The sequence below is a fragment of the Prevotella melaninogenica genome (genome assembly GCF_013267595.1).
GTDB lineage: Bacteria > Bacteroidota > Bacteroidia > Bacteroidales > Bacteroidaceae > Prevotella > Prevotella melaninogenica_D.
On the sequence record NZ_CP054010.1, the window covers coordinates 944369 to 970769 of the forward strand.

Below are 26401 nucleotides of genomic sequence, written 5' to 3' on the forward strand. Positions count from 1 at the left end.
ATAATTCAAGTTTTTATCCGTGTTTGTTTGTAACTTTGCAAAAAGACATGATAAAATGACCATAGAATTTTGTGCAATCAATAAGCCTGAAGATTGGATGGAAATGGTTGCCGAACAATTTGGCACATCAGTAATAAACGATGGATTTACCATTCCTTCTTCTATTGGTAGTGGATTCTTCAAACAATATTATCCTCTGCCATGGCTAACATTGACTTATATCAGTTTCGTAGCATACGAGCCGATAACTATGATACGTCGCTCGGTAGAAAACTCGAAATGGATTCCTGTCATGTTCTATATCAATGAGCATAAACACGAGCAGATAATTGGAACAAGTACAAAAACGGTCGGAGTGGACACGCTCGATGGCATTTTCATGCCTTCAAGTAGCATCCCGACTGAGTGGAGTTTTCCTCCAAAGAAACGATACGAAAATATTACACTGACTTTCAATAAGGATTGGATTGAAAAGATTGATGCAGCACATGAAACCTATATCGGTCGGCTTCTCCAATCGGACAAGGCTTTTTATTTGTTTGAGACCATTACACCTGCAATGCAACAGGTCTTGGATAACATTAAGTCTATAACTGAAATCGACAATCCTTTTTCAACGCTTCATTTGCATGGAAAAACTATGGAATTACTGACAATGTTCCTTGAAAAGCTCGAAAAACGTTCGGAAGTAAAATCTCTTGCCAACCTAAACTTGAATGATGTTGAATCAGTATTCCGTGTTCGTCGCCAGATTCTTCAAAGTCTCAGTAATGTACCGAGTATTCCCGAATTGGCGCGTGAAGCCAATATGAGCAGTTCCAAATTACAAAAGTGCTTCAAGCAGGTTATTGGAAAAGCCATCGCAGAATATGCCCTATCCGAAAAGATGAAATGGGCAAAACGACTGCTTTCCACTCGCCTCTACTCGGTGTCAGAAGTAGGCTATAAAGTTGGATATACTAACCTCAGTCATTTCACAGAGGCTTTCTGCAAATATCACAGGATGAAACCTAAGCAATATCTTGATTCATTATAAGTTTTACACAAATATTACTTGCATTTTGAGGGTTATTTTGCCCTAAACAATCTTTCGAACTTAGCCTGCAAAAACATCAGGCAATGAAAATAACGACATTTAAGTTTCATTTTTTTGCCAGAGTAACAATTTTATCATTGTCTTTTGGTATTTCTGTTTATTATTTAGTCGAACTCTTGTATGCTCTCGATACCTGCAATTGTATCAGTAATGGAGAAATTGGCACACACACTCTCTGAAATCTTCGGAGTGGAGATAAAGAACTGCTACAACGTATATATGAATATAAAGCATCGCAAAGATGACAGTCGCACTTATTTTCTTGACGAACTCCGTGAAAAAATCTATAAGCGGATGGTGGGGAGCGACCTGAAAGACGGCAAGTTCAAGAAGTAGTAAATCAAAAGAGGGTGTGTCAAAATGTCCACATCCTCTTTTTTATGCACAAAGCCCCGACTTTCTCAAGCCAGGGCTTTGCTATTTCCTAAAGTTTTTGTACCTTTAGGCATACAAAAAATCTCATTATGACAAAGGTACACTTTCGTTCTTACATACACAAGAAAATGATTCTTTTTCCTCAAAGAATCGATAAGGATATCGCAGAAGATGACCCTGTTCGTCTTTTAGACGCCTTGGTGGATAATCTTATGTTGGATAATGTCTACAAACTTTATAAGCCCAGTGGTCGCAAGCCTTATCATCCACAAATGATGCTCAAGGTGATTCTTTACGCCTATATGAATAATATCTATTCCTGCCGTCGTATAGAGTCGCTTCTCAAGCGTGACATTCATTTCATCTATCTTGCAGGATATGAGCAGCCTGATTTTATTACCATCAATCGTTTTCGTAATCGCGTGAAAAAGGAAATCAACAATATATTCACACAAGTTGTATTAGTACTTGCAGCCAAAGGTTTGATAACTACTTCCATAAAGAGCAGCGTCCACGCTACACACCTAACCCATTCAGTCCCGCAAGCCTTTATTATAATAAGGAACAGGATTTCTACGTCTGCCCTATGGGACAGCATATGAAGCGTATAGGTATGAAGCGTTCCCTAACCTCTAATGGATTCGTTACTTACAGCGTACGTTATCAGGCAGAACGCTGTGATGGTTGTCCCTTGAGAGGCTCATGTTTTAAGGCAAGAGGGAACAGAATTATAGAAGTAAACCACCAACTACAGCACTATAAACAAAAGGCACGGGAACTACTGACCTCGGAAGAAGGCATCAAGCATCAAGCACGAAGGTGCATAGAACCTGAAGCTGTTTTTGGACAAACAAAATATAATAAAGCTTACAAGAGGTTTAGGCATTTTGGGAAAGACAAGGTCAATATGGACTTTGCCTTCTTCGCTATTGCCTTAACATAGGGAAAATGTGTAGAAAAACCAATCTCAAGGAACTAAAAGCCGTTATGGAGCTACTTTTAGTCACCTTCAGATGCTTTATACAAGTTTATATAGGTTATTTAAAGCCCAATAAATCATTTTATATGAAATTAGCAGCATAGCTGCAGTAAATAACGAATTATGTGGTAGACAAGGTAAAGGAAGAATAAAAAGAGGATGTATCAATTTTGACACACCCTCTTTTTTTGAGTAGACGAGTGAACGAGTGGACAAGTAGACAAGTTAACGAGTTAATAGCGATAGGGGGGACTGAGACAGAGTATTAGAAGACAAAGTAACAAAGGAACTTATACATTGAGGTTTGAACTTTGAACTTTAAACTTTATGATATGAACCTTTAATGACTACGAATTACGCTAATTACGCTAATGCTTATTGTAATGTAATTCGTGTCATTCGCGTAATTCGTAGTATCAAATCATAAAGTTCAATGTTCAAACCTCAAAGTTCAAAGGATAAAAAAAGTTCAAAACTCAAAGTTCAAAGTTCAAAGTTCGGAAGGGTCTTATACTTTTCATTTTTTCTTAGGAATAATATTGAAGTGATAGACGGCATGTAGCATCACGTAGCGGGGAATAACATTACTGTAAGTTTCTGTGATTCCTTGTGCATTCATCGTCCGTGTGACATTATTCAGTTGACCAAGAATGTCGAAGCCATCAAGCAATAAGGTAAGTTGTCCTTTGAAGAATGATCGTGACAGACGAGCGTTCCACACCAAATCATCGCTATTCATCGACTTATCTAAATAACCTCGGCGACTGTACATTGTCAGGTCAGTCCCAAGTCGGAAATCCCATGGCAACTGTAATTGTGCTGTTAAACCGTAATTGAAATCACTCACATTAAATGCCTCAAAGTCTTCACGAGTGCCATCGACATGTGCCCAGTTTCCTTTACTAATGAAACCAATGGAAGATTGTCCAAGCCTATAGTTCAGCTGTAAATCACCAATATAGTTTAACGATTCTACTATGCTCCTATTAGATGCAGACGTGCCTGCCAAACCAATAAGGTCGACACTCTTCTCATATCTTAACCCAGCCATAGCTTTAAAATCCAACTTGCGGTTTTTGGTCAATGGTCCAGCACCACCTAAAGCAAGCTGACCGTGCCAATTACCATTCACATTGTCTGGTCTGAATGTTCGCTGTCCTGTAGCCTTGTCGTAGGTATAGCCCATAGCAATAGCGTTAACAGTGGGGATATATTGAGCCTCTATTAACCACATCAGACCTTTTTTCGGATATATACGTAGGAAGTGTGATATAAGTTCGTGCTTATAGGATGGTTTCAAGTTGGTATTACCCATTGTTACGTTTAATGGATCAGTGGTATTGAGGATGTTTACAAACAGGTTCATGTCTGGCGCTTGCCCGTTCACATGATATTGAAACATGAATTCATATTTGTGATCAGTACTACGCCATTTGATGAACGTACTATACATATTGTAAAGTATAGAACGTTTCGTAAAAGTCGTATCTACATTTCCACTATGATAATGCATCGTCCGTGAAAGCAGCGATAAATTAGGTACAAGCTGTGCCCACCACTCCGACTTCGTCGTTCTCTTATTCCATACAAGAAAGGCACCGAGGGTATGGGTATTATCAGTCTGCCTGCTGTCATAACTATTATGAATATCCATTACTCTGTTATAAGCCTCCACAGAAGGAAGTATTCCAAGCTCGTGCTCTGAATTAATTCCCCAATCTGCTAACTGGTCAAGACGATAGAGTGAAGAATATCGGTTTGAGGTAGTCCGATTGTATTTATAACTAAAGTCGAAGAACAAGCCACGCTTTACTAAATAGCTGTAAGTCACCTTACCTGTCATGCTATAGCCGTGGTCAGGACGGTTGTTGAAATATCGGTTGCGGAAGTCTGTATTACTTTGCAGACCGTTGGTATAATAATCAATGCGGTTACGGTCAAAGCTATCCTCAGTAGCATGCCTCAAAGAAGCATCAGCATAAAGGGTGACGTGGTCGGGCGAGTGCTTGAACTTAATTAACGACTCCATCGAAACCGAACCTTCTAAAGAATGTCCAATTGATAATCCATTGCGAAGATTTCTGTTAATGGCTGTGCGAATCAACTCCCTACCTATCATTGGTGTGTACAAACTATCCAACTGCGCCTTTGAGAAAGACGTAAAACTACGATTAAGCGTCAGCGAAGAATATCCACTTTTATTGTTATAATATTGGTAGTTAAAACATGGCTTGATATTCAAGTTGGCATTCTTAAACTCAAAATAGAACTGATGATCGGTGGAGAGCGTAAAATTATGATTTCTATTATTAGCTACAATACGGTCGTATGTATCTCCGTTAGCAAGGAAATTTGTACGATTAGTGTTATTCACTATCGTGTTGTCAGCATGCCTAACCTGTGCATTTCCACTAAGTTTATACTTACCACTGCGTGCATCTATATTATAGTCAAGACCTCCTAACTGTTGCTGTGTCAACCCACCAAAAAGATCAGAAGGCGACCAATTGTCATTCTCACCGGGCTTACGGTCGTCATTTAGATTGTTCATATTTCCATAGACAGCCAAACGGGAGTGATCAGTAAACCGCATAGCAAATAGACGAGCCAAGTAGCGTTCCTTTGTCCCTCCACCAGTTTCCACATTACCTACCCATCCAATGTTGTATTGCTTTTTCAGTTGAACATCCATCACGTATTTCTTGTCTCCTGCCACCTCTTGCCCGAGAAAACGACTATTTTCGCCAAGACGGTCATACACCTTTACTTGGTTTACCATATAAGTAGGCAGATTCTCAAACATAACAGTATTATCTCCACGGAAAAAATCTTTTCCATTGAGAAGCAAACTCTCAACAAACTTTCCATTAACATATATGCGTCCATCCTTGCTTAGTTCAGCACCGGGCAACTGACGAATAAGGGCGTCGAGCATAGAGCCTTCACCTAACTGGAAAGCATCAGCATTATAAACAATCGTGTCGCCTTTATGGTAGAACTTCACCTTTGTAGCCTTAACAACCACCTCCTTTAAGTCTACTGTTTTCGGTCGTTTCAGAAAGATAGTAGCAACTTCTCTACTTATCTCTCGCTTGTAAAAATGATGCAGTGGGAGCTTTACGTAGGTAGGCATAAAACCATCTTCGGTAACGCGAAGGATATAATCACCCTCCTTACGTGGAATCGTTATCCAATATTCAGATGTTTTCCAGCTCTGTTCACCACTCTGATATTCTTTAAGAGCTTTCTGTGAAGCAACGACTGAGCTGTCATTAGCATTTAGCACTTCAACTAAGCAACCAGGGACATCTACATGAGTAACAAAGTCTTGCACTCTACCTTCAATGGTAATCGTATTGTCTAAGGTTTGTGCTGATATGCAGACGGTAAGGCATAACAAAATTAAAGCTGTACAAAAGGTTTTCATATTTTATTCTCAATGTTTGATTCGTATTGTTTACAAGAGGTCTGGGGGAATAGAAATTCCTCTAATTTATCTTTTAGGTAAGGAAATAACGCTTGCTTGTAGGTTGTAAATCCAGAAGATTCTTTCTAAGATATATCAAGAAGGTAGATCATTTTAGCCATATCCTACGTCTTTTGTCTGACCATACTCTGCCCAACAATGATTAGAGTTCTTGGATGAAAAGAACCGAATGGATTTTACAGGCATAAACCGAACTTTTCTATCAGTTTGCCTACAATTATATTCTCTACAAGAGGTGTATTTCATAATTTAAAACTTGTCTATCAATCGTATTCTTTATATTAACACGCTGCGAATATACAAAATATTTTTTTTTAAACAAGAAAAATCGTTATTTTTTTTCGCATTGTTGCTATATCCGCATCGTTTCGTAGTCATTAATAGTTCAAATCATTAAGTTAACTACGAATTACGCGAATGACAAGAATTTTTATACTTTGAACTTTGAGGTTTGAACTTTGAACTTTATGATATGTACCTTTAATGACTACGAATTACGCGAATGAAACGAACTATTATACTTTGAACTTTGAGGTTTGAACATTGAACTTTATGATATGTACCTTTAATGACTACGAATTACGCGAATGACACGAATTATTTAGCAATAAGGATTAGCGTAATTAGAGAAATTCGTAGTCACCGAAAGTTCCAAGTTCAATGTTCAAACATCAATGTTTCAAGTTCATATCATAAAGTTCAATGTTCAAACCTCAAAGTTCAAAGGTAAAAGGGCATCTTTAGCAAGCCAAAAGGGCGTTAATTCACATGGAATTAACGCCCTTTTAAATCTCTAACACTGCTTTTTTCTCTTTATCCCAAGAACTCGTTAACTCGTCTAACTTGTTAACTATGTTACTTTGTCTTCCTCGCAAGCAACTTGTTTACTCGTCTACTCGTTAACTTGTCTACTCGTTCACTTGTCTACTTTTCCGGATAAACGAGGTTAGCATCGGTGATGTTGTCCAGCACCTCGGTGAGGAACTTACGTGACTCCCACTTCGCCATAGGCAGGTCGTGGAGCAAGTAGTTACCACAGTCGCGTGGAGCAGCACCGGGGATTTCACCCTCGAAGTCGGCAACGAATTGGAAGGTGCGGCGCATGAGGTCGACAATCTCTTTCGACTCAAGGTCGCCACGAAGGATGAGGTAGTTACCAGTCAGACAGCCCATTGGACCCCAATAGATAACACGATCTTTCCACTCGTCATCATTACGGAGGAAGGTGGCAGCCAAGTGTTCAATAGCGTGGATAGCACCGACGTGCAACACTGGCTCACGATTTGGTTCTTTCATACGGATGTCGAAGGTGGTAACGGTCTCGCCACCCACTTCGTCCTTACGACTCACATAAATGCCACGCAGCAAACGCTCGTGGTCAATGGTAAAGGAAGGAATCTTACTTAATTCAGAATTCATAATTCAAAATCCGTTGTTAATTCATAATTCAAAATTCATAATTCATAATTATGATTACTATTATAATTCATAATTCACAATTCATAATTATGATTACTATGGTAATTCATAATTCACAATTCATAATTATAATTACCGATGTCAGCATAAGTATTATCCACGTCTTTAGGTCTTTGTGGGTTTTGTTAGCTAAACGGAAATCTGCTTGTTTTGAGCTCCGTGATAGAATCAAGCGGACAAGTAAACAAATTACTTATTCTATAAACTCTGCCTACCTCGGTAATCATAATTATGAATTCTGAATTCTGAATTCTGAATTAAATTAATAAATTGTTTCGTCACCTCAAAGCTGCCATTAGCAATGCGCTCCCAGAAGTCGTAGTACTGGCTGGCTTTGTTGTCTTTGAGCGGAACATCGCTGATGACACGGAAGGAGACGAAGGGAGTTTGATAGATGTGGCAGACCTGCGCAATAGAACAACTCTCCATGTCGACAGCTGTCGCCTCTGGGAAGTGGTCCATAATCTGTTGCATCTTCTCACGTGAGTTAACAAACCACTCGCCACTGACGGTCAGTCCTGCCTTGACATGCAGGTCCTTACAATCAGGTAGGTTGTTCAACGACAGCGCCTTTTCAATCAACTCCGTAGGAGCCTTGAAGCGAGCAGGCATACCGATAATCTGACCGTAAGCCACCTCATCTCCACAGTAGGCATCGTGGTAAGCACACTCCGTTGCCACCACCACATCAGTAACCTCCAATGAAGTGTCAGCCCCACCCGCACAACCACTTGAGATAACAAGGTCAGGGTGGTAATGATTAATCATCTCTACAGCACCGATGGCAGAATTTACCTTACCGATACCACACTGCTGCAGAATGATTTCCTTCTCTCCCAACCGTCCCGTAACGAAGTCTTTATGATTAAAATGTTTCGTCTCGGTGTTGGAAAGAATTGCTTTAAGTTGCGCGAACTCTTTGTCCATCGCAACGATGATTCCTATTTTCATACTGCAAAGGTACGAAAAAGTTACAAGTTGGATATTGTAAGTTCTTAGTTTTTTGTAACTTTGCAGAGATTAATCATTTGTCCGACATAAGCAAAATTAAATAAAAATGAAAACTTGGAAAAGATTTCTACCCGATGTACTGGTAGTCGTGTTGTTTGCGGTCATCTCGTTCGCTTACTTCTTCGTTCCGGTCACTCAGGGTAAGATTCTCTATCGCCACGATGCCTCAGCAGGTGTCGGTTCGGCACAGGAAATGACAGAGTATCAGAACCGTACTGGTGAGGCAACACGCTGGACAAACGCCATCTTTGGTGGTATGCCTACCTATCAGATGTCACCATCGTATCAGTCAACAGACGGACTGTCGCAGGTGATGAACGCTTACCACCTTTGGTTGCCCGACAATGTATGGTTTCTTTTTGTCTATCTCTTAGGCTTTTATATTCTGTTGCGAGCCTTTGACTTCCGACAGTCGTTGGCGGCATTGGGTAGTATCATGTGGGCTTTCTCGTCCTATTTCCTCATCATCATTGCTGCCGGTCACCTCTGGAAGGTAATGGCATTGGCTTATCTTCCACCAATGATTGCCGGTATTGTCTTGGCTTATCGAGGACGTTACTTGTCGGGATTCATCGTGACGGCTATCTTCACCGCCTTTGAGGTGAAAGCCAACCACGTACAGATGACATATTACTATCTCTTTATCGTCCTCTTTATGGTCATTGGCTATCTCGTTCAAGCCGTTCGCCAGAAGCAACTCGTGGGTTTCCTCAAGGCTTCGGGCGTATTGGCTGTAGCGGCATTGATTGGTATATTAATCAATCTCTCAAGCCTTTACCACACATGGGAGTATCAGAAAGAGAGTATGCGTGGCAAGAGTGAGTTGCTGAAGGCTGATGGCGCGAACCAGACAAGCTCTGGTCTTGATCGCGACTATATCACTCAGTGGAGTTATGGTATTGATGAGACGATGACCTTACTCGTGCCTGATGCAAAGGGTGGCGCGAGTGTTCCATTGAGCCAAAGCAGTACGGCTATGTCGAAGGTTGACCCACAGATACAGTCAATGATTCCACAGCTCTATGACGCTTTCCCACAGTATTTCGGTACACAGCCGGGTACGAGCGGACCAGTTTACGTCGGTGCATTCGTGCTTTTCCTCTTCATTTTAGGTCTTTTCTTGGTGAAGGGTACGATGAAGTGGGCACTCTTAGCAGCCACAATCCTGTCCGTTCTCCTCTCATGGGGCCATAACTTCATGGGCTTCACCAACTTCTTCCTCGATTACATCCCGATGTATGCGAAGTTCCGAACAGTGGCAAGTATCCTTGTTATCGCCGAGTTCACCATCCCTCTCTTGGCAGCACTGACCTTAAAACGCCTTGTTGACGAGCCCGAACTCTTAGGACAGAAGATGAAGTATGCTTATATCAGCCTTGGTTTGACAGCGGGTGTAGCCCTTTTAGTGGCTTTATTCCCAGACATGATGGGTCCGTTTGTCAGCGATCAGGAACGCCAGATGATTAATAGTATTCAGGGCATGGACGGCAATACGGCAGGAACAATCCTCGCGAATGTCTCTGCGATGCGTGCTGCAATGGTCAGCTCTGACGCTTGGCGTTCGGTTATCGTTATCCTCATCGGCTTTGCGCTGCTCTTCGCTTACAAAATGAAGAAGCTGCGTGCCGACTATATGGTGGCTGGTCTTTTGGTACTTTGCCTCGTGGATATGTGGCAGGTGGATAAACGTTACCTCAATGACGAGATGTTCGTACCAAAGAGTGAGCGCGATATGCCACAGCAGCCAACAGCAGCCGACCTTGAGATTAATAAGGACAAGAGTCTTGACTATCGTGTGCTGAACTTTGCTTCTAACACTTTCAACGAGAACGAGACTTCTTACTTCCATAAGAGTATCGGTGGTTATCACCCTGCTAAGCTCCGTCGTTATCAGGAGATGATTGATGCTTACATCGCTCCAGAGATGCAGAAGACGATGCAGGCGATTGCTGCTGCGGGTGGTAATATGCAGGCGGTTGACGGTGTGAAGATCTTCCCTGTACTGAATATGCTGAATACGAAGTACTTTATTCTTCCGCTGCAGGGTGGCACAACGGCACCAATTCAGAACCCATATGCACAGGGTAACGGCTGGTTTGTTAACAAGCTCACCTATGTCGACGATGCCAACGCTGAATATGCTGAGGTGGGCAAGATTGACGTGCGCCATGAGGCAGTAGCTGATAAGAAGTTTGAGGCGACTTTAGGGCAGGCGAAGGTGAACGACTCTACCGCAACTGTGAAGCTCGATAAGTATGAGCCTAACAACCTGCAGTACACTGTCAACTCAAAGAATGGTGGTGTTGTCGTCTTCTCTGAGATCTATTATCCTGGTTGGACAGCCACTATCGATGGTCAGCCTGCAGAACTCGGTCGTGTGAATTACATCCTCCGTGCTGTAAGCGTGAAGCCGGGTAAGCACACCGTAGTCCTCGACTTCCACCCAACAAGTATCTCAACCACTGAGACCATCGCTTATATTGCGATTGTTATCTTGCTCTTGGCGATTGCGGGGGCAGGATATATGGAGTGGAGGAAGAAGAAGTAGAAGAAGCCCCACCCCATCCCTCCCCGAAGGGGGAGGGGGTGAAATGTAACGAAGGCAACCAGCCCCTCCCCCGTCCCCTCCCCCAACCAACGGTCACTGACCGAAGGGAAGTAAAGGGAGGGGCGTAGAATGCGAGATACCCCCAATCATTTCTGAACTTGCGGTCATTGCGAGAAGTGAAGTGTGGAGACAAGGGGAAGTCATCACAAAAGATGAAGGTTGAAAAAGAATAAAACAGAATACCCTCGCAAGTATATTGGCTTACGAGGGTATTCCGTTTAAATCGAAGAGTGTTTAGGGCATAGGCTTTATATACTTTTATTATATAAGGCTTATAGCGTTCTTCACCTTTTATATATATTGTAAAATAAGGATAAGAAGAAAATTATGAGACAACGAGTTGAAAAGAAGCTAAACCAGCATTTGATGCTACCGATAAAGCTGTTTATGGGTAGGGAGAAGTCAGGAGGTATCGTTCTGATTCTCAGTGTCACCTTAGCAATGATATTGGCAAACAGCAATATTGCTGAGAGCTACTTCCATTTCTTTGAACAGGAAGTAGGCTTTATCGTCAACGGAGAGCCTTATCTGAATTATAGTCTGCACCATTGGATTAATGATGGCTTAATGGCTATGTTCTTCTTTGTGGTCGGCTTAGAGTTGAAAAGAGAATTCATCGGTGGCGAACTGGCTGACATCAGAAACACCATTCTACCTATCGGTGCAGCAATAGGCGGTATGATTGTACCTGCCTTAATATTTTTAAGTCTGAACATAGGTACCCCACAAACGATGGGATGGGGAATACCGATGGCAACTGACATTGCTTTTGCCTTAGGAGTAGTATATCTTTTGGGCGATAAAGTACCCGTATCGGCAAAGGTTTTCCTTACAACGCTTGCCATAGTAGACGACCTTGGGGCTGTGCTTGTCATCGCCTTCTTCTACACTTCCGAACTCTCTATTGCGAGTTTGCTCTTTGGTTTGGGCTTTCTTGCAGTGATGTTTATAGGAAACAGACTCGGTATCAAGAGCCTATTCTTCTATGCCGCACTCGGTATCGGTGGTGTATGGGTAACCTTCTTGCTGTCAGGAATCCACGCAACGATTGCTGCCGTACTTGCTGCCTTTATGATTCCAGCCGATGCGAAGATTAACGAGTCGGTCTATCTCAAGCGTATGAAGAAACTGACAAGACGCTTTGAGCATGAGGAAGCTAACGAGGTGAGAACCTTGGAGGAGGGACAGGTGGACGTGCTGACACATATACAGCACGACACCGAGATTGCAATTCCCTTGCTGCAACAGCTTGAACATAAGATGTCACCTATCGTTACCTTCTTGATCATGCCTATCTTTGCAATTGCCAATGCTGGTATCAGCTTCACGGATTTAAGTCTATCTGACATCTTCTCTACCCACGTAGCACTCGGAGTGACATTGGGTCTGCTCTTAGGAAAACCGATTGGTATTATCGGAGCAACTTTCTTAATGGTAAAAATGCGTTGGGCAACCCTTCCAAGTGCCATCACTCGTCGCACACTGCTGGGCTTAGGTATGCTTGCCTCTATCGGCTTCACCATGTCAATGTTCATCTCTACCCTCGCCTTCACCGACGAGCTATTGATGACACAAGCAAAGTTGGGTATCTTCCTCGCCTCCATCTTAGGCGGAATAGGTGGGTATGTGCTGCTGAATAAGAAAAGTAAGTAAAAACAAGAAAACAAGCAAACAAGCAAACAAGCAGCCCCTCCCCCTTGCCCCTCCCCCGTAGGGAGGGGAGTGATTACCGAGATTCCCCAAGGATTCTCCAAACTCGTAACCGCTGATTTAAGAGAAAGAGGGGCATAAACAGTAAGACTTCTTTTATAGAAACATAAAAACAGAGTAACAAGCTAATTTGTTGCTCTGTTTTTTTTAGACTTTATAACAAGCAACTTGCTAACTCATCCAACTCGTCAACTCGTCAACTCCCAAGAGAGACAAAGTAACATGAGAACAAATTTAGCTTTATCACAAGCAACTCGTCAACTCGTCCAACTTGTTAACTCGTCAACTTCGTAACACAAAAACAAATTTACTCTTTATCATTGACCTTCATCGACTACGAATTTCTCTAATTACACTAATGCTTTTATCCCTTGAATTTTGAACTTTCAACGACTACGAATTTCGCTAATTACGCTAAAACTTATTGTAATGTAATTCGTGTCATTTGTGTAATTCGTAGTGCTTTATTAGTAGTTTACAAGTTAATTGTAGCGATAAATCCCAGTTAACATCGGTAATCATAATTATGAATTGTGAATTATGAATTAACAGAGGATTGTGAATTGTGAATTATAGTAGTAATCATAATTATGAATTGTGAATTATGAATTCTGAATTAGAATATATATTTATATAATCCTGCGACAAAAAAGTGTAAAGTTTAATTATTTCAGCAATCTACCTATTTGTCGCAGATTAGCACACAGCCTCAACCGAAGAAAGTTACTAATTTGTCGCGCTATTCCACAATCATTTGATTTACATAACATTACAAAGGTAGAAAATCAAACAAAAAACAGTAGCAAACAAATTAGTAACGATGAAAACAAAAGGAAAAGAACACAAATATTACATATTTGTAAAGAAAAGAGAAAGATAAGGGGACAAACCTCCTTATCCGTCTCTCCACTCCTCCCTATCCGTCGAACAATGAGGAAAAAGACTCCCTTTTTGTCGCACAGAAGCTACTTCGCTGTCGGGGACAACCTCCCATGAAGTCGCACGTAACCTACATATACGTCGCCTATTTTCAGCGTAAGCACCTGTACTTCAAATATATAAGAGTATCTAATTAAGTCTTAAAAAGTGACTGACAATGATTGTCTAAGTCCAAGACTGGAGTTTATGGGAGGAGTTTTACATACAAGAACTGACGCCCAATGTGGTTGCTAATGCTGTGAGTACGGTAACGAGAATATGCAAGATATTCTTCCAAATAGGTTTAATCATAACGTCTAAATAAATTAAAAGCCCAATTGGCAAGCAGATTACACTGCCGTCCCTTCTTGTTAGCGGCATTGTATCCGAGCCGATTTGAACTAAAAGTGAATACAAAACCCCTCTCGCTCATCAGAAGCCAATAGGTTACGTTCTTACAATAACATTGTTTCCTAATAAGCGATTTAGGGTAAACGGAGAGCGGAGAGGCACAAACTTGGCACTCCCCCACGCTCATCTCTCAAACCAATCGACTATGCGTGGCCCTCAGTAGTGGCAGTAGCCTCACCTGGCTCTGGACCAGCAGAAGGCTTGTTCTCCTTCTTCTTGCCCTTGTTCTTCGCCTTCTCGGCAGCCTTAGGCGCATCATACTGCACAGCCTCCTGAATACGCAAACCGCTGATGAGGGTCTTCACACGACGCTTCATCGCATCGATAGTCACCGTTGGCGAGAAAAGCACATGCGCACCGTAGATATCTCTCTGTGCGTTAAAGTCTTCCGCCTTCTGAACACCCTGTGAGTGAATACCTACGCGGAAAGTTCCCAATCCGTCGAGCTTCACACGGTTACCATCCTTGAGAACCTGATTCATCTCGAACACCAACGCACTGATGACAGCCAAAATGTCGGGCTCAGTTACGGTGCATCGCTCACTGATACGCAGAGCGAGATCCTTAACACTAACAAGGTCGGGAGACACCGCACGGGCATACCAATAACCCTTGCGCTTGCTGTTCTTACGATTGTCCTGATACATACGAAATTTGATTGACATAACTTGAAAATTTAAAAAGTGAAACAAAGAAATTATTGAAATGAAAAAATGAAATCTTAACTCAATGCGCTAATAAGACAGAGGCAAATCCTCTCCGTGGCTCCACGCACGACGGTGCCTCCGTGACCTACATCGCTTTATTTTTATTACTCCTTCGTGTCCTCCTTCTCTCTGTGTGATACTACCTTAAAACTAAGTGGCAAACCTATTACTGAAGACCCTTCTTCCCACTCCTCATCGCCCTCATCGTTCGCAAGTCTCCACCCCCTCCCCACACAAAAAAAAGGGAGAGGGACAACGACCTAAAAGACATACTGCGACAAAAAAGTGTAAAAATAAGTAAAAGAGTAAACAAGTAAATAAATGAACACGTAAACAAATAAAAAGATAAACAAAGAAATAACTAAAAACACAATAACGCAAAAACGTATAAAAATATAAAGGTAAAAGTTGGAAAACGCAAAAACGTAAAAACATACTTCATCATAAACATAAACGACTAAAAATATGAAAAGATATTCACGTAAATAATTAAAATATTTACAGTCAGAAACTTAAAACGTATTTCTCAGACTTTCGGCGACAAAAAAGTGAAATCTTTCACCGCCTTTTCTCCCCTATTTAGCTCCTAAAATCTGGTGTCTATTCTTCCCATTTCGCTTATAGCTGACGTGAATCCACCGTTTAATCATCGAATCTTGTGGTTCAAGAATCATCTGATCGAAGTCTGTTTGAGCAAGAATTGCCGCATATTTCCGGCACATTTCCAGTCCTGTCACATGAATATCAGCCGCCTCTCCCCGCAAATGTTGCGAATGTTCAGCCCCATGAACAGCCCTATTCACAGCCTCGCAGCGATAACCTCCCACAACTATCACACGTCCCACACGCCGTCTAAGCGGTTCTAAGACGCATCTACAAAGCTCCCGAAGATTCGCTATCACCTCCTCTCTCGAAGCCTCTCCAAGCGCAGGATTCACCTCAGGCACGTTCTTAACACCCATGTTCACCGCCTTTCCCGAGCGCATCATCTCGCCCACCGTAAAATGTGGAGAGAGTCGCTCCTCAAAATCTATCTCATTAGAATGACTATCGTTGATCATACACATTAATTATTATAGATTATTTGGTTCATTAAAACTCCGTTCGTCATCCCTTCATTCCTGATGACGATGCAAAGGTACAACACTAAAAAACCGATTCCAAGGAAGATATATGTAGTAATGTGAGTAGACAAGTGAACAAGGTTAACGAGTGGACGAGTTGCTTCTAATAAAAGACAAGGTAACAGAAGAACACAAGTTAGTGGACGAGTGGACTGGAAGACAGATTTGTAAACTCTTTTCGAACATCTCAAAAACAATACATGCTCTTTTCCCTTCGAGAAGATGCCTAATTGGCTTGTAAAAGATGCCCTTTTAAGGTCTTGTTAACGCCCTTATGAAGCCTAACTAAGCACCTTTTCTTGCACGACTTCATAACTAATTGATTTCCCGCTACTTGCAACCTTACTTTTTTCACGTGTTTTTCCACATTATTTTAAGTAATCTCCTCAAATTTATGTAATGACTTTTCAACCCCCTATCCAAACAGATGAACAAGAGGCTTAAAATAGATGGGCATAACCTATTCTTACAAACTCAAACATAAGGTATAACGGACATTATAAGCAGTTGCCAAAGACTTGGTCTAATCCAAAGATTAAAGAGGTGTTTACGATTAATCCAAAGAATAAAGTTTTAGACAATATAAATGCAGGTTTTGTCCCTATGGTATATATTGATGATGGATATAGTGGAGCCTTCAAATACGAAAAAAGGAAATGGAATGATATAAAGGCAGGATTTACTCATTTTGCAGATGGTGATATTGCTGTAGCAAAGATTTCTCCTTGTTTAGAAAATCGGAAATCTATGATTCTGGAAAAACTACCTAATGGAATTGGTGCAGGTACAACAGAACTATATATATTTAGAAGTTTAAATATCAACCCTAAATATGCGTTATACTGCTTCAAGTCGGATTCCTTTATACAGCAATGCATTGGTACTTTTAATGGAGTTGTTGGTCAGCAGAGAGTTGCCAGAAGAATAATTGAAGAAATAAGATTTCCCCTTCCTCCCCTATCAGAACAGCTGCGAATTGTTACCAAAATAGAAGAACTGTTTTCCATTCTCAATATAATAGCAACAGAATTAGCTATGTAAAAATAAAGCCAGAGAGATTATTTATCCCTCTGGCACATCCTTAAAGACAATACTTAGCCTCGTGGAGGAAACGGATCGTTTCCATACGAATCACGCTCTCTGATACGTCCATTGCGACCATGAATAAAAAGCTCAGATTGCTAATTTCTTGAAATCTCACGAGCTCTCTCAATAGCCTCTGCTTGAGTATCAAAAGTTGAAGTTAACCTGGAATTACCTTCTCCTCTAACTCCCCATCGTCCATCTTTTGGGACAACATGTTGGTTTTTACCCATTCTATACACCTCCTTTCTGAGATTTATTTTACCGATACTTGTATTTACCAATACATCTCAATACTGTATGAGCAAATATCATACCAAAGGAGAACACTAAATATATCTTTTATGAAAAGCAATAATATCTATTACCAATTTACTACCCTATTTACAATTTTCTGCTGTTCGCTGGCAGTACGTCGCAGGTAGATACGCGTTGTCTCTATGCTTTCATGCCCCATAAGGTCGGCTAACAAAGCAAGATCATTGAAGCGGTCGAGGAAATTCTTGGCAAAGCGGTGACGGAAAGAGTGAGGGTAGACCACATCACGATTCAATCCATATTTCTCTGCAAAATGTTTCAGCTGTTGGGCTATCCCTCGTGTCGTAATCCGCTGCCCGAAACGATTGAGGAAGATATAACCCGATGATAGTTCTTTCTCTTTAATCCATTTGGTCGCTTCTATTCGTAATGTCTTAGGGATATACAGCCTTCGAATCTTTCCTCCTTTACTGTACAAGTCAAGATAACCTACTTGCACGTGTTCTGCCTTGATATGCAGAAGTTCGCTAACACGTGCACCTGTTGCTGCCATAAACCAAACGATAAAGTACCATTCATCATAACCATCTGTTTTGAGCTTTGTTTTCAGAAACTTATAATCAGCATCACTGATTACATTCTCCAAGAAGTTTTTTTGCTGAACCTTGACAAATTTCACTTTAAGCTTCTCCTGTTTCGTAAACTCCAAGTATTTGTTTATCGCTTGCAACCGCAGGTTAACAGTCTGTGGCTTAAAGTTCTCTACCAAATACCCTTTGTAAGCCAAAAGATTCTTCTTGTTCACCTCCTTATAATGATTAAGGAAATAGTCCACCGTCCATAGATATGACGTGATGGTGTTTTTTGCCAAATTAGTTTTGGCAAGATGCTTTTGAAATGTTGTTACCATATTACATTGATTTTGAATGAATATCGTAACAATAACGTAGACTATAACGGACATTATCCGAAGTTGCCCAAAGGGTGGTGTTTATGTAAACTCAAAAATATTAGTTTAATCATCACTGGTTCTACCCCAAGTAAATCAAATTCAGCATACTATGGTGGTAAAGTACCTTTTTATAAGCCTATAGATTTAGATGCGGGACGGTTTGTTGATAGCTCTGCGGAATATCTATCAGAGGCAGGTAAGGCTATTTCAAGAGTTGTTCCTATAGGTAGTACTGCTGTTTGTTGTATTGGTTCTATAGGAAAAGCTGGCTACCTTATAAAAGAGGGTACTACTAATCAACAGATAAATTGTGTAATACCATCTGAAGCTGTAGACTCCGTTTTCTTGTATTATCTGTGCACATCTCCTTTGTTTTATCAAGAGCTCATAACACTTTCATCCGCTGTTACAATTTCTATTATCAACAAATCGAAAATGGAAAATATAATAGTACCCCTACCTCCAATAGAAGAACAAAAACGAATAGTAAGTAAAATAGAAGATTTATTTGGATTTATAAAAACTATTGAGGAGAGCTTATAAGTTCTCCTCAATAGTTTCTAAGTTTTTAAATAGTTGATGAATCATTCTAATTATTCTTTTTTGCTCCTTTTGTGGAGGTATAGGTATTTCTAATTTTGAATATTCTGAAATCCAATATCGTTTATGTGTGTCACCAACAAGTCGCGTTATGCTCATAAATTGTGAAACGTATTCTATATCAATACCTTTGTTAACTTGCAGAATCTTCATAGCTGACGACTTAACCTTGAATGGGAAATCAACCAATCGAGAATCTTTAGTAAAATCATCAAAAATAATACAAGGTAATTTATTATAGATACCTTCTGTTTCGTCTGTATGTCCTATAATAAACGATTTACCTGCTGTGAGTACAGGAGTTGAATAATCATCACTATATGCAGTTGACTTTACAATATACGCTGTTGGCTGTTCATATTCTATGATATCTTCCAATCTGCAGATAGCCCACCCTTTGGGCAACTTCGGATAATGTCCGTTATCACAAGTAATTTCAGCCTTTGGATTGACACGTTTGAGGAGTTCTGAAGCAGGTTCATCGTTTGGATCTTGAGGAACAAGTTTACCATGAATAGCAAGTTCAAGGATTTTGTTCTTTGCCTGCTTGATAGTCGTTTGCAAGTCTGCCTTACCTTGTTCGATAATCTCAATAAGTTTAAACCAACGTTCTATTTCTTCAACAATGCGTTGCTGCTCTGATAAAGGGGGTAAAGGAATAAAAAAATTCTTCAAGACATCAAAAGGCGGTATGTTCTTTATAGCTGTCCCTTTACTTTCCTTATACGCTTCTTCTTTTAAAATATAATCAAAGTATATAAGATAAAAATCTTCAACGCATCTACTATGTAACCTTATAAGCATTAAGGCTTGATTTATTATACCTTGTTCAGGAGTTTCTGATAAAACATAAGTTTCACCAATTGTTCCAGCGCAACTTACTATAATATCAAAAGGTTGAACAGCAAAACCATTCAGTTCATTATACTTTTCTTTACTTATATAATAAGAACCTAAAAACTCGTTTTTCTGTATAGCATTCTTTTGCTCATAAACCTTGTACGTATTATCAGATTTAGGCACAAACATAGATTTAGTTAAACAACTACCAAAAGGTCCTTTCTTGTAAAAAGCTAAATCATCAAGTGTTGTCCACACCCACCCACTTGGCACCTCAAACGGCACCTCCTGTTTATCACAAGCAGCACCAGTAGTCTTTGTAGTCTTTCGGCTACGCTTGATTTTCCCTTCTTTAATCAGGCGTTCCTTTTCGGAACGGATACGTTCAAGGAGGACCGATGCTGGTTCATCGTTCGGGTCTTGTGGTACGAGTTTACCGTGAATGGCAAGGTCTAATATCTTTTGTCTTAACTTCTTTGTGTCCATGCTTTACCAATTAATTGTTTGTGGGGTTTTGTCCGTCCTGTGATAGTCAGAACTTTGGGTAGTTGTACAGACGTTGTTTGTACGATGGGCATAACATCTGTAGTTGTTTCCACAATCTTTTCAATCTGCTCTTCCATTTGTCCAGACGGTATCTGGACAAATGCGCAGTAATGAAACTACTCTTTAATCCCTGCCATTAACTTCTGCAGTTCGGCTACAGCCTTACTGATGTTGCCAGCTTGGGTTGTGATATTCGTCATCAGTTCGTCTAATGTAAACTGTTCTTCTGCCCCACCAGCCTTTATCCATGTAATGTCAAGACTTGTCTTGTCACGTGCTAAGATATCATCAGCAGCATATTTTCTCCATCGTCCAGCAGGATTTGTTTCCTCATTATAGGTTTCCGTACGTGTTGCAGCATTATAGCAAGCCACGAAATCATCAAGGTGGTGTCGTTGCAGCTTAGTGGTAACCAAAGTATGCTTCACATTCGTACGATAATCGTAGAACCAGATATCTTTGGTGGGCTGTCCCTTGGTAAAGAAGAGAACATTAGCCTTTACCCCATTTGCATAGAAGATACCTGTAGGCAATCGCAGGATAGTATGCAGATTGAAATCCGTTAACAATTTCTTACGTACAATTTCATGAGCTCCATCTTTAAAAAGAATATCATCAGGTATAACTACAGCAGCCCGTCCACCTGTTTTTAGCATTAGCATCATGTGCTGGAGGAAGTTAAGCTGGTTATTCTTTGTCTCTACATAGAAATCAGGGCGGTTGATATCCACAGAACCTGCAGTTCGCTCTCCGAACGGAGGATTGGCAAGAATAACATCTACCAGTGTCTCAGGTTCTTTCTCCAGCGAGTCCTCACAAGCAATAGGACTTCTGTCAGTGCCGATGCCATGCAGATAAAGGTTCATAGATGCCAACGTTACGACGAGTGGCGTGTTGTCAACACCGTGCAAAGCCTTATTGTTTAAGAAATCAAGTTTACCCTTGTCCTGTGATTGTCCTTTCATGTAATCGTATGCTGCCAGCAGGAATCCGCCTGTTCCACAAGCAGGATCGCATACCGTCTCGCCTATCTTCGGCTGGAGACAATCAATCATGGCTTGAATCAAAGGACGAGGCGTGAAGTACTGTCCAGCACCACTCTTCTTGTCCTGACCATTCTTTTCCAAGATACCCTCATAGATAGCTCCTTTAACATCACCGTCCATTTCAAGCCACTGATGCTCATCTATCATGGTTATCACTTTCTTCAGATAGACTGGTTTATCAATCTTGTTCTGTGCCTTTGTGAATATCGTTCCTATCAGATTATCCTGCTTGCTGAGAACATTAAGGGTCTTTTCATACTGTGCTATCAGGTCTAAACCGTCAAGTTCTTTAAGCTGTCCCCATCGATACTCCTCTGGGATAGCCGATGCTTCCTCTAACACTTCTACGTTCTCCGCATCCATCTTGAGGAAGAGAAGATAAGTAAGCTGGGTGACATAATCAGTATAGCCGATACCCTGTCCAGAGAGTGTCGTTGCGAGCTTCCATACTTCCTTTGTCAGAGCCTGTTCCGTTGATATGTTTTTTGCCATATTATGCTAATTTTCTATAGATGATAAACTGTGACAATGAAGACAAAGCTTCATTTGCTGTATCTCTGCCTCCAAAGGCACGGATAAGTTGGGCAGCCTGTGTCTTGTCATTCTCCTTGATATCGGTAATGGTGCAATATCCATTAGATGCTATGTAGTTGAGCACCTGACGCATCAATTCTATTTGCCCCGCTGTAATAGAACGCCATACTTGTCCATACCATAGGTTAAAGTATTGTTTAGCGCTTGGATATAAACTTTCAAGCTGTTCTATCTGATGGAAAGCATAGCGTACTAACTGGATGATATTCGTAAGTGCTTCTTTTTCTTCTATTGTCGAACTATGCTTCACCCTATGTGAATTGATGATAGCATAGGAATTCCAAAGTAACGAGGTGTTAAACTTACTATTTGCAAGCTTCAGTTTGTTTTCCAAGTCTTTCAACATTGAATACGTAAGCGGCTCGCCCTGATTATTATATATAATGCGCAGGGCTTCTATCTCATCCTTATGCTCCTGACAGTAATCCTCAAACGCAGACGTGGTAGACTGTGCCTCCTCCTTAGAGAACCCTTTTGAAATAAGCGTATCTTCGCCGGGCATCAGCGTTTCGATAAAGCCAGCATTAAGAATCAACAGAAGGTCTCTTGCATCTGGGTGGTTTGCGATGTTGCGCACCAACGCCTTTCGTTCCGTATTGGGCTCATTAACGTTGTTGTATTCAGGCAAGACGTTGTCCTCAAAGGCCTTAAAGATATCGGAGGCTATCTCCATCATACTTTGATGTGCAAGGCTAACAAACTTCTCACGGTCACTCTCCGTACACTTATGGCTGATACGAGACAAACGACCCGCCAATAGGCGCAGATAGTCATCGCTCACATTGCCATGGGTTATCTTCTCCAAAAGTTCTTTTAGGGAGATAACTTTCGTTACTGCACCAGATGGAGAGGCTATCGTTTTCTCATGCTCAGTTACGCCCACAGCATCAACCAAGAAGAAGCAATCCTTGCTATAGGCATTGGGAGTAACATTACGCAACTGCTCATCACCAATAGTACGGACACCACGCCCTTTCATCTGTATGTACAAAGGCTCGGAAGCCACATCACGCATGAACATTACGACTTCGAGCGGTTTTATGTCTGTTCCTGTAGCTACCAGCGTACAAGTCACAGCAATACGGAAGTCCTTATCATTGCGGAACTGTCGTATTAGTTCGTTGCTATCCCCAGCAGAGTAGGTAATCTTCTGCACAAAGCGTTCGTCTTCACGATTGAACACCTCTTTGGCAATCCTCACAATATTCGTAGCATGGCTTTCATTCAGTGCGAAGATAAGCGTTTTGGGCAGATAGTCCATATTCGCCTCACGCTGAGGATCGGTGAACATTTCCGTATATACCGCATCACGATAAGTTTCCAAAATAAGCTTTATCTGTGCAGGATTGATAATACTCTTGTTCAGTTCCTCCCGTGTATAGTTCTTAGTTTCTTTATTTTCAACGACTTCAACTTTTCCCGTATAACGAGTTACCTTTTTCACTTTCTCGTTTTCAAGAATTGCTCCGCCATTCTCTGTTACTTTTGTCTTGATACGATACACACGACCATAAACATTTACACCATCCAGAATAGACTTCTCCAAAGTATAGTTTACGATGATATTATCATTAAAGAATGCCCTTGTTTCAGGTCCCGGAGTTGCTGTCAGACCTATTAACTTAGCCTTTGAGAAATAATCAAGTACGCTTCGCCAACTCCCATAAATCGAGCGGTGACACTCGTCAATGATAATCATATCGAAGAAATCAGACGGCAGACTTGGATTTTCAGGAAACTCTCCAACACAATCCTCATCATATCCATCGTCAGCATCGTTGTCTTCAATCTCTTCGCCTTTCAGCAAGGAGAATAGTCGCTGTATGGTGGAAATAACTACACTGCTGCCATTTGGAATCTTCGCAGACTTCAGACGATTGACCGTAAAGATGCTGTTGAAAGAATCACCATTCTCCGTCAATCGGAAAGTGCCAAATTCGCTTTCAGCTTGCTTGCCCAGATTGTTCCTGTCGACCAAGAACAAGACACGTCGCATAGGGGTAAAAGACAACATACGATAGGCTGCAAGACAGGCGGTATAGGTCTTTCCTGCGCCTGTGGCAAGTACCATCAGCGCACGTGATTCACCAGATCGAAAACTCTTTTCCAGTTCGGTGATGGCTTCATACTGACAACCACGTAGTCCCTTAGGGCTAAGTGTTGGCAATCCCACATAGTCATCCTGAAGTCCTAACATCTTGGTAACTTCCCACGGAGAGTGAATCTTACTGCAATACTCAAAGGCAGCATCGCTCTTACGAGTATCGTAAAACATCATCTCCTTGCTGTTGGCAACGTATGCGAGAGGAAGGGGGATTTTAGGAAACCACGCCTGACACCATGAGGGACAACGACGCGTATAAAGTGTGGCTTGCTCCTTTACGACATCTGAATTTATGTCGACCTCAACTCGTTTAGCTTCTAATATTCCAACTGCCTTTCCATTAAGAAAGAGTAGATAATCAGCCTCTCGATTACCTTTCAAAAGCCCCTCTCTTATGGCAACAGCAGTCATGTTAGGAGCATAACCGCTTCTATCCACTACTTTCCAGCCTGCTTCTTCAAACATACTGTCTATGATAACACGTGCCTTTTCTTCTGGTAGCATATCGTAACGTTCTTATAATTCCATATTATGAGAAGTTCTTATAGCTATACAAGTACTTCTAAATGAAAACAGCCATTATAACTGCAAAGATAGTATTTTTAGACAGAATGACATAATTATTTTTAGACAGAATGACATAATTATTTTTAGACAGAATGACATAAAGACAAGAAAAGACAAAGTAAAGACATAATAACAGGGGAACAGAAGACAGAACGACAAAAAAGACAGAAAAACAAATAACATAGAAAAGCCCCTCTCGTAAGGAAAGAATAACCTCTCCCTCTTCAGTTAGTGGAAAGAAACATGTAAATAGTAAGCAGTTATAAATTATGACGCACTGATGTGAACTCCGTTCGAATTATTATAAAACATTCTCTCACGGATAAACAGATTGAATGCGCGCACAGAGACCTAAAGGTCGAAGATGGCACAGATTTCCTGTTAGTAAATTCATGATAAACTCGTCACTTATTCATCTTCAGGGATTATATAGACAAAAAAGGAGTTAGGAAAAATTACCCAACTCCTTTTCTATTTTTATCAACTAATTTTTGGTGATTTATAAACTGATGTCTGATACCAATTTATATCATGCTTATATCTGGAAACTGCTATAGACGGACTGATACCATAGCGTTCAGCCTCTTTTGCAATGGCATTGACAACCTTATGCGGTAACAGACTTTTACAGCCTCTTCCGATAATTCTGCTCCATACATCATCAGGGATAAGTTGCTGCCTTGCAAAGTCATTAGCTTCTTTTTCGCGTGGATCTTTAGAATAAAGAGTTCCTTCCGTCGATATAAACGCCTGATTATCTTCTGAAAGATGCCTTTCTATATGACACAACTCGTGAAGAACATCAAAAGCTAATTTATCTATATCATTATAACGATAAGTAACTGTGATTACTGGACATCCATCAACCAATGTAGAATAAGCATCTACAGGTGTTTTATCTAACTTCTCAACATTAAGATAAGCAATTCCATACTTATTAAGACAGTCCTTTATACCTTGTGCAGAAAGTGTACGATTATTCGCCATCTCAGCTATCTCGCTTGCTACTTTCAATCCGTTTCCCTTTTGATACTGTGTTTCTATCGTTGCACGTGATATTTCCAGCCAGTTAAGAATAAGCCAAGTTTGCATATTCTTCTCGTCAATATGAACTTTCTCGCTATGCTTGTAAAGCCCTACTACCTGCAGACTCAATTCTTTAGATGACCGCAAATCAAAAGCGAATAATGCTTTTAATTTCGTTACTCGCTCAATACATGGAAGATGTGACAAGTTTAATTTCTTATAAAGAAGTTTCAAGTTGAATATACTCGCACACGTATCTTCGTATTCACGAGCTTCTTGTTCTTCGCTTTGTTTTACATCCACAGCTTTACTGTCATATATAAAGCCACTATGCAAGTTCATCCAAGTCTTATAGGGTATTCCTAAATGACGCTCTAATTTCATTGCCAAATCGTCGTTCAGGTTTCGTTTACCACGTATAAATGTATTCAGATGAGTTGCCTGCACACCTATCTGCTTTGCAAAATCCTTTTGCTTGATGCCACGTTCCTGCAACTCTTCACGCAAGATTTCTCCTGGGTGGATTGCCCTAACAGGAACTAATCTGTTATTTCTTGTTGCCATAATGTGTACTATCAATTTCTATTAATTCTACTTCAATGCCGGCGTCCGTCTCCGAAAACAGCAGCCGCTCAACCAATCCGTTTACAAGACGTACAGAGCTGATAGGCTTATCTTTCTGATGCCTGAGTTTCTCATAGTGTAAAAAGCTAAATACTTTTAGTTCTTCTGTTGACTCTACGTTATACAGCGTATTAACAACACGGACATAGCCATCTATCAAGCGTTTGTTCTTACAAAGTTTCTTGTATTTCTTATCATTGGTCTTACCAGTTTCATATAATTCGGACAAGGCTTCTTCCTTGAAAATTATATTCAT

The 26401-nt window shown here is 40.8% G+C and carries 18 protein-coding genes and 2 pseudogenes; 7 read left to right on the forward strand and 13 right to left on the reverse strand.

The genetic code is table 11. The features are described 5' to 3' along the window. Nucleotides 1-55: 55 nt before the first annotated feature. The 3 genes and pseudogenes from FIU21_RS03505 to FIU21_RS03515 all read left to right on the forward strand — a co-directional run bounded on the left by FIU21_RS03505 (nucleotide 56) and on the right by FIU21_RS03515 (nucleotide 2554). Nucleotides 56-1036: a helix-turn-helix domain-containing protein gene (locus FIU21_RS03505; RefSeq protein ID WP_004359169.1), complete on the forward strand. Its 981-nt coding sequence runs from the start codon at nucleotides 56-58 to the stop codon at nucleotides 1034-1036. A 164-nt stretch (nucleotides 1037-1200) separates the two neighbouring features. After that, nucleotides 1201-1432, forward strand: a pseudogene (locus FIU21_RS03510) (RteC domain-containing protein); the annotation flags it as partial. A 128-nt stretch (nucleotides 1433-1560) separates the two neighbouring features. Further along, nucleotides 1561-2554 (forward strand): annotated as a pseudogene (locus tag FIU21_RS03515) (transposase). A gap of 413 nt (nucleotides 2555-2967) precedes the next feature. On the opposite strand, the gene FIU21_RS03520 reads toward FIU21_RS03515, so the two are convergent. The 3 genes from FIU21_RS03520 to FIU21_RS03530 form a co-directional block, all read right to left on the reverse strand. Further along, nucleotides 2968-5877: an outer membrane beta-barrel protein gene (locus FIU21_RS03520; protein ID WP_036885792.1), complete on the reverse strand. Its 2910-nt coding sequence runs from the start codon at nucleotides 5875-5877 to the stop codon at nucleotides 2968-2970. Between the two features lie 984 nt (nucleotides 5878-6861). Next, the gene (locus FIU21_RS03525) at nucleotides 6862-7356 is read right to left on the reverse strand and encodes an S-ribosylhomocysteine lyase (RefSeq protein WP_004359166.1); all 495 of its coding nucleotides are present in this window, start codon (nucleotides 7354-7356) and stop codon (nucleotides 6862-6864) included. A gap of 258 nt (nucleotides 7357-7614) precedes the next feature. Continuing rightward, a complete protein-coding gene (locus FIU21_RS03530; protein WP_050759730.1) occupies nucleotides 7615-8367 on the reverse strand; it encodes a 5'-methylthioadenosine/adenosylhomocysteine nucleosidase in 753 nt (250 codons plus the stop codon). 106 nt (nucleotides 8368-8473) lie between these two features. Between FIU21_RS03530 and FIU21_RS03535 the strand changes: the two genes are divergently transcribed. Together FIU21_RS03535 and nhaA are read left to right on the forward strand one after the other, a co-directional pair. Beyond that, complete coding sequence (locus FIU21_RS03535) at nucleotides 8474-10975, forward strand: YfhO family protein (RefSeq protein ID WP_004359164.1); 2502 nt, start codon at nucleotides 8474-8476, stop codon at nucleotides 10973-10975. A gap of 387 nt (nucleotides 10976-11362) precedes the next feature. Continuing rightward, nucleotides 11363-12688 carry a Na+/H+ antiporter NhaA gene (gene nhaA, locus FIU21_RS03540; RefSeq protein ID WP_004359163.1) on the forward strand — a complete coding sequence of 442 codons (1326 nt, stop codon included), beginning with the start codon at nucleotides 11363-11365 and terminating at the stop codon, nucleotides 12686-12688. 1194 nt (nucleotides 12689-13882) lie between these two features. On the opposite strand, the gene FIU21_RS03545 is transcribed toward nhaA, so the two are convergent. The 3 genes from FIU21_RS03545 to FIU21_RS03555 all read right to left on the reverse strand — a co-directional run bounded on the left by FIU21_RS03545 (nucleotide 13883) and on the right by FIU21_RS03555 (nucleotide 15842). After that, a complete protein-coding gene (locus tag FIU21_RS03545) occupies nucleotides 13883-13975 on the reverse strand; it encodes a smalltalk protein (protein ID WP_152031158.1) in 93 nt (30 codons plus the stop codon). Between the two features lie 242 nt (nucleotides 13976-14217). Continuing rightward, a complete protein-coding gene (locus FIU21_RS03550) occupies nucleotides 14218-14739 on the reverse strand; it encodes an HU family DNA-binding protein (protein WP_004359161.1) in 522 nt (173 codons plus the stop codon). Nucleotides 14740-15356: 617 nt separating this feature from the next. Beyond that, the gene (locus FIU21_RS03555) at nucleotides 15357-15842 is read right to left on the reverse strand and encodes a D-Ala-D-Ala carboxypeptidase family metallohydrolase (protein WP_004359159.1); all 486 of its coding nucleotides are present in this window, start codon (nucleotides 15840-15842) and stop codon (nucleotides 15357-15359) included. Between the two features lie 570 nt (nucleotides 15843-16412). On the opposite strand from FIU21_RS03555, the gene FIU21_RS03560 reads away from it, so the two are divergent. After that, nucleotides 16413-16946 carry a restriction endonuclease subunit S gene (locus FIU21_RS03560; protein ID WP_004359157.1) on the forward strand — a complete coding sequence of 178 codons (534 nt, stop codon included), beginning with the start codon at nucleotides 16413-16415 and terminating at the stop codon, nucleotides 16944-16946. Nucleotides 16947-17086: 140 nt separating this feature from the next. Here FIU21_RS03560 and FIU21_RS13520 read toward each other — a convergent pair whose 3' ends face one another. Beyond that, a complete protein-coding gene (locus FIU21_RS13520) occupies nucleotides 17087-17221 on the reverse strand; it encodes a DUF2188 domain-containing protein (protein WP_231291304.1) in 135 nt (44 codons plus the stop codon). Nucleotides 17222-17352: 131 nt separating this feature from the next. Continuing rightward, entirely contained in the window at nucleotides 17353-18156 is an 804-nt protein-coding gene (locus FIU21_RS03570) for a tyrosine-type recombinase/integrase (protein WP_036885791.1), read from the reverse strand. Between the two features lie 12 nt (nucleotides 18157-18168). Here FIU21_RS03570 and FIU21_RS03575 point away from each other — a divergent pair, with 12 nt between their 5' ends. Further along, entirely contained in the window at nucleotides 18169-18741 is a 573-nt protein-coding gene (locus FIU21_RS03575; RefSeq protein WP_254361425.1) for a restriction endonuclease subunit S, read from the forward strand. Here FIU21_RS03575 and FIU21_RS03580 read toward each other — a convergent pair. The 5 genes from FIU21_RS03580 to FIU21_RS03600 form a co-directional block, all read right to left on the reverse strand. After that, nucleotides 18736-20124: a restriction endonuclease subunit S gene (locus FIU21_RS03580; protein ID WP_172891300.1), complete on the reverse strand. Its 1389-nt coding sequence runs from the start codon at nucleotides 20122-20124 to the stop codon at nucleotides 18736-18738. The two genes, FIU21_RS03575 and FIU21_RS03580, sit on opposite strands and share 6 nt — an antisense overlap. A gap of 176 nt (nucleotides 20125-20300) precedes the next feature. After that, nucleotides 20301-21722 (reverse strand): type I restriction-modification system subunit M, encoded by a 1422-nt coding sequence (locus FIU21_RS03585; RefSeq protein ID WP_004359151.1) that lies wholly within the window; start codon nucleotides 21720-21722, stop codon nucleotides 20301-20303. A gap of 1 nt (nucleotide 21723) precedes the next feature. Continuing rightward, entirely contained in the window at nucleotides 21724-24432 is a 2709-nt protein-coding gene (locus FIU21_RS03590) for a type I restriction endonuclease subunit R (RefSeq protein ID WP_004359150.1), read from the reverse strand. Nucleotides 24433-24975: 543 nt separating this feature from the next. Further along, nucleotides 24976-26085, reverse strand: a complete 1110-nt coding sequence (locus FIU21_RS03595; RefSeq protein ID WP_004359147.1) for a HigA family addiction module antitoxin — start codon at nucleotides 26083-26085, stop codon at nucleotides 24976-24978. Next, complete coding sequence (locus FIU21_RS03600) at nucleotides 26069-26401, reverse strand: hypothetical protein (RefSeq protein ID WP_004359145.1); 333 nt, start codon at nucleotides 26399-26401, stop codon at nucleotides 26069-26071. The genes FIU21_RS03595 and FIU21_RS03600 overlap by 17 nt, the downstream gene beginning before the upstream one ends.

What these genes read in the sequence shown, in the direction of transcription:
- FIU21_RS03505 (WP_004359169.1), top strand. Translation starts at nt 56, where the DNA reads ATGACCATAGAATTTTGTGCAATCAATAAGCCTGAAGATTGGATGGAA.
- FIU21_RS03595 (WP_004359147.1), bottom strand. Translation starts at nt 26,085, where the DNA reads ATGGCAACAAGAAATAACAGATTAGTTCCTGTTAGGGCAATCCACCCA.
- FIU21_RS03600 (WP_004359145.1), bottom strand. Translation starts at nt 26,401, where the DNA reads ATGAATATAATTTTCAAGGAAGAAGCCTTGTCCGAATTATATGAAACT.
- FIU21_RS03555 (WP_004359159.1), bottom strand. Translation starts at nt 15,842, where the DNA reads ATGATCAACGATAGTCATTCTAATGAGATAGATTTTGAGGAGCGACTC.
- FIU21_RS03570 (WP_036885791.1), bottom strand. Translation starts at nt 18,156, where the DNA reads ATGGTAACAACATTTCAAAAGCATCTTGCCAAAACTAATTTGGCAAAA.
- FIU21_RS03545 (WP_152031158.1), bottom strand. Translation starts at nt 13,975, where the DNA reads ATGATTAAACCTATTTGGAAGAATATCTTGCATATTCTCGTTACCGTA.
- FIU21_RS03550 (WP_004359161.1), bottom strand. Translation starts at nt 14,739, where the DNA reads ATGTCAATCAAATTTCGTATGTATCAGGACAATCGTAAGAACAGCAAG.
- FIU21_RS03590 (WP_004359150.1), bottom strand. Translation starts at nt 24,432, where the DNA reads ATGCTACCAGAAGAAAAGGCACGTGTTATCATAGACAGTATGTTTGAA.
- FIU21_RS03520 (WP_036885792.1), bottom strand. Translation starts at nt 5,877, where the DNA reads ATGAAAACCTTTTGTACAGCTTTAATTTTGTTATGCCTTACCGTCTGC.
- FIU21_RS03525 (WP_004359166.1), bottom strand. Translation starts at nt 7,356, where the DNA reads ATGAATTCTGAATTAAGTAAGATTCCTTCCTTTACCATTGACCACGAG.
- nhaA (WP_004359163.1), top strand. Translation starts at nt 11,363, where the DNA reads ATGAGACAACGAGTTGAAAAGAAGCTAAACCAGCATTTGATGCTACCG.
- FIU21_RS13520 (WP_231291304.1), bottom strand. Translation starts at nt 17,221, where the DNA reads ATGGGTAAAAACCAACATGTTGTCCCAAAAGATGGACGATGGGGAGTT.
- FIU21_RS03580 (WP_172891300.1), bottom strand. Translation starts at nt 20,124, where the DNA reads ATGGACACAAAGAAGTTAAGACAAAAGATATTAGACCTTGCCATTCAC.
- FIU21_RS03535 (WP_004359164.1), top strand. Translation starts at nt 8,474, where the DNA reads ATGAAAACTTGGAAAAGATTTCTACCCGATGTACTGGTAGTCGTGTTG.
- FIU21_RS03530 (WP_050759730.1), bottom strand. Translation starts at nt 8,367, where the DNA reads ATGAAAATAGGAATCATCGTTGCGATGGACAAAGAGTTCGCGCAACTT.
- FIU21_RS03585 (WP_004359151.1), bottom strand. Translation starts at nt 21,722, where the DNA reads ATGGCAAAAAACATATCAACGGAACAGGCTCTGACAAAGGAAGTATGG.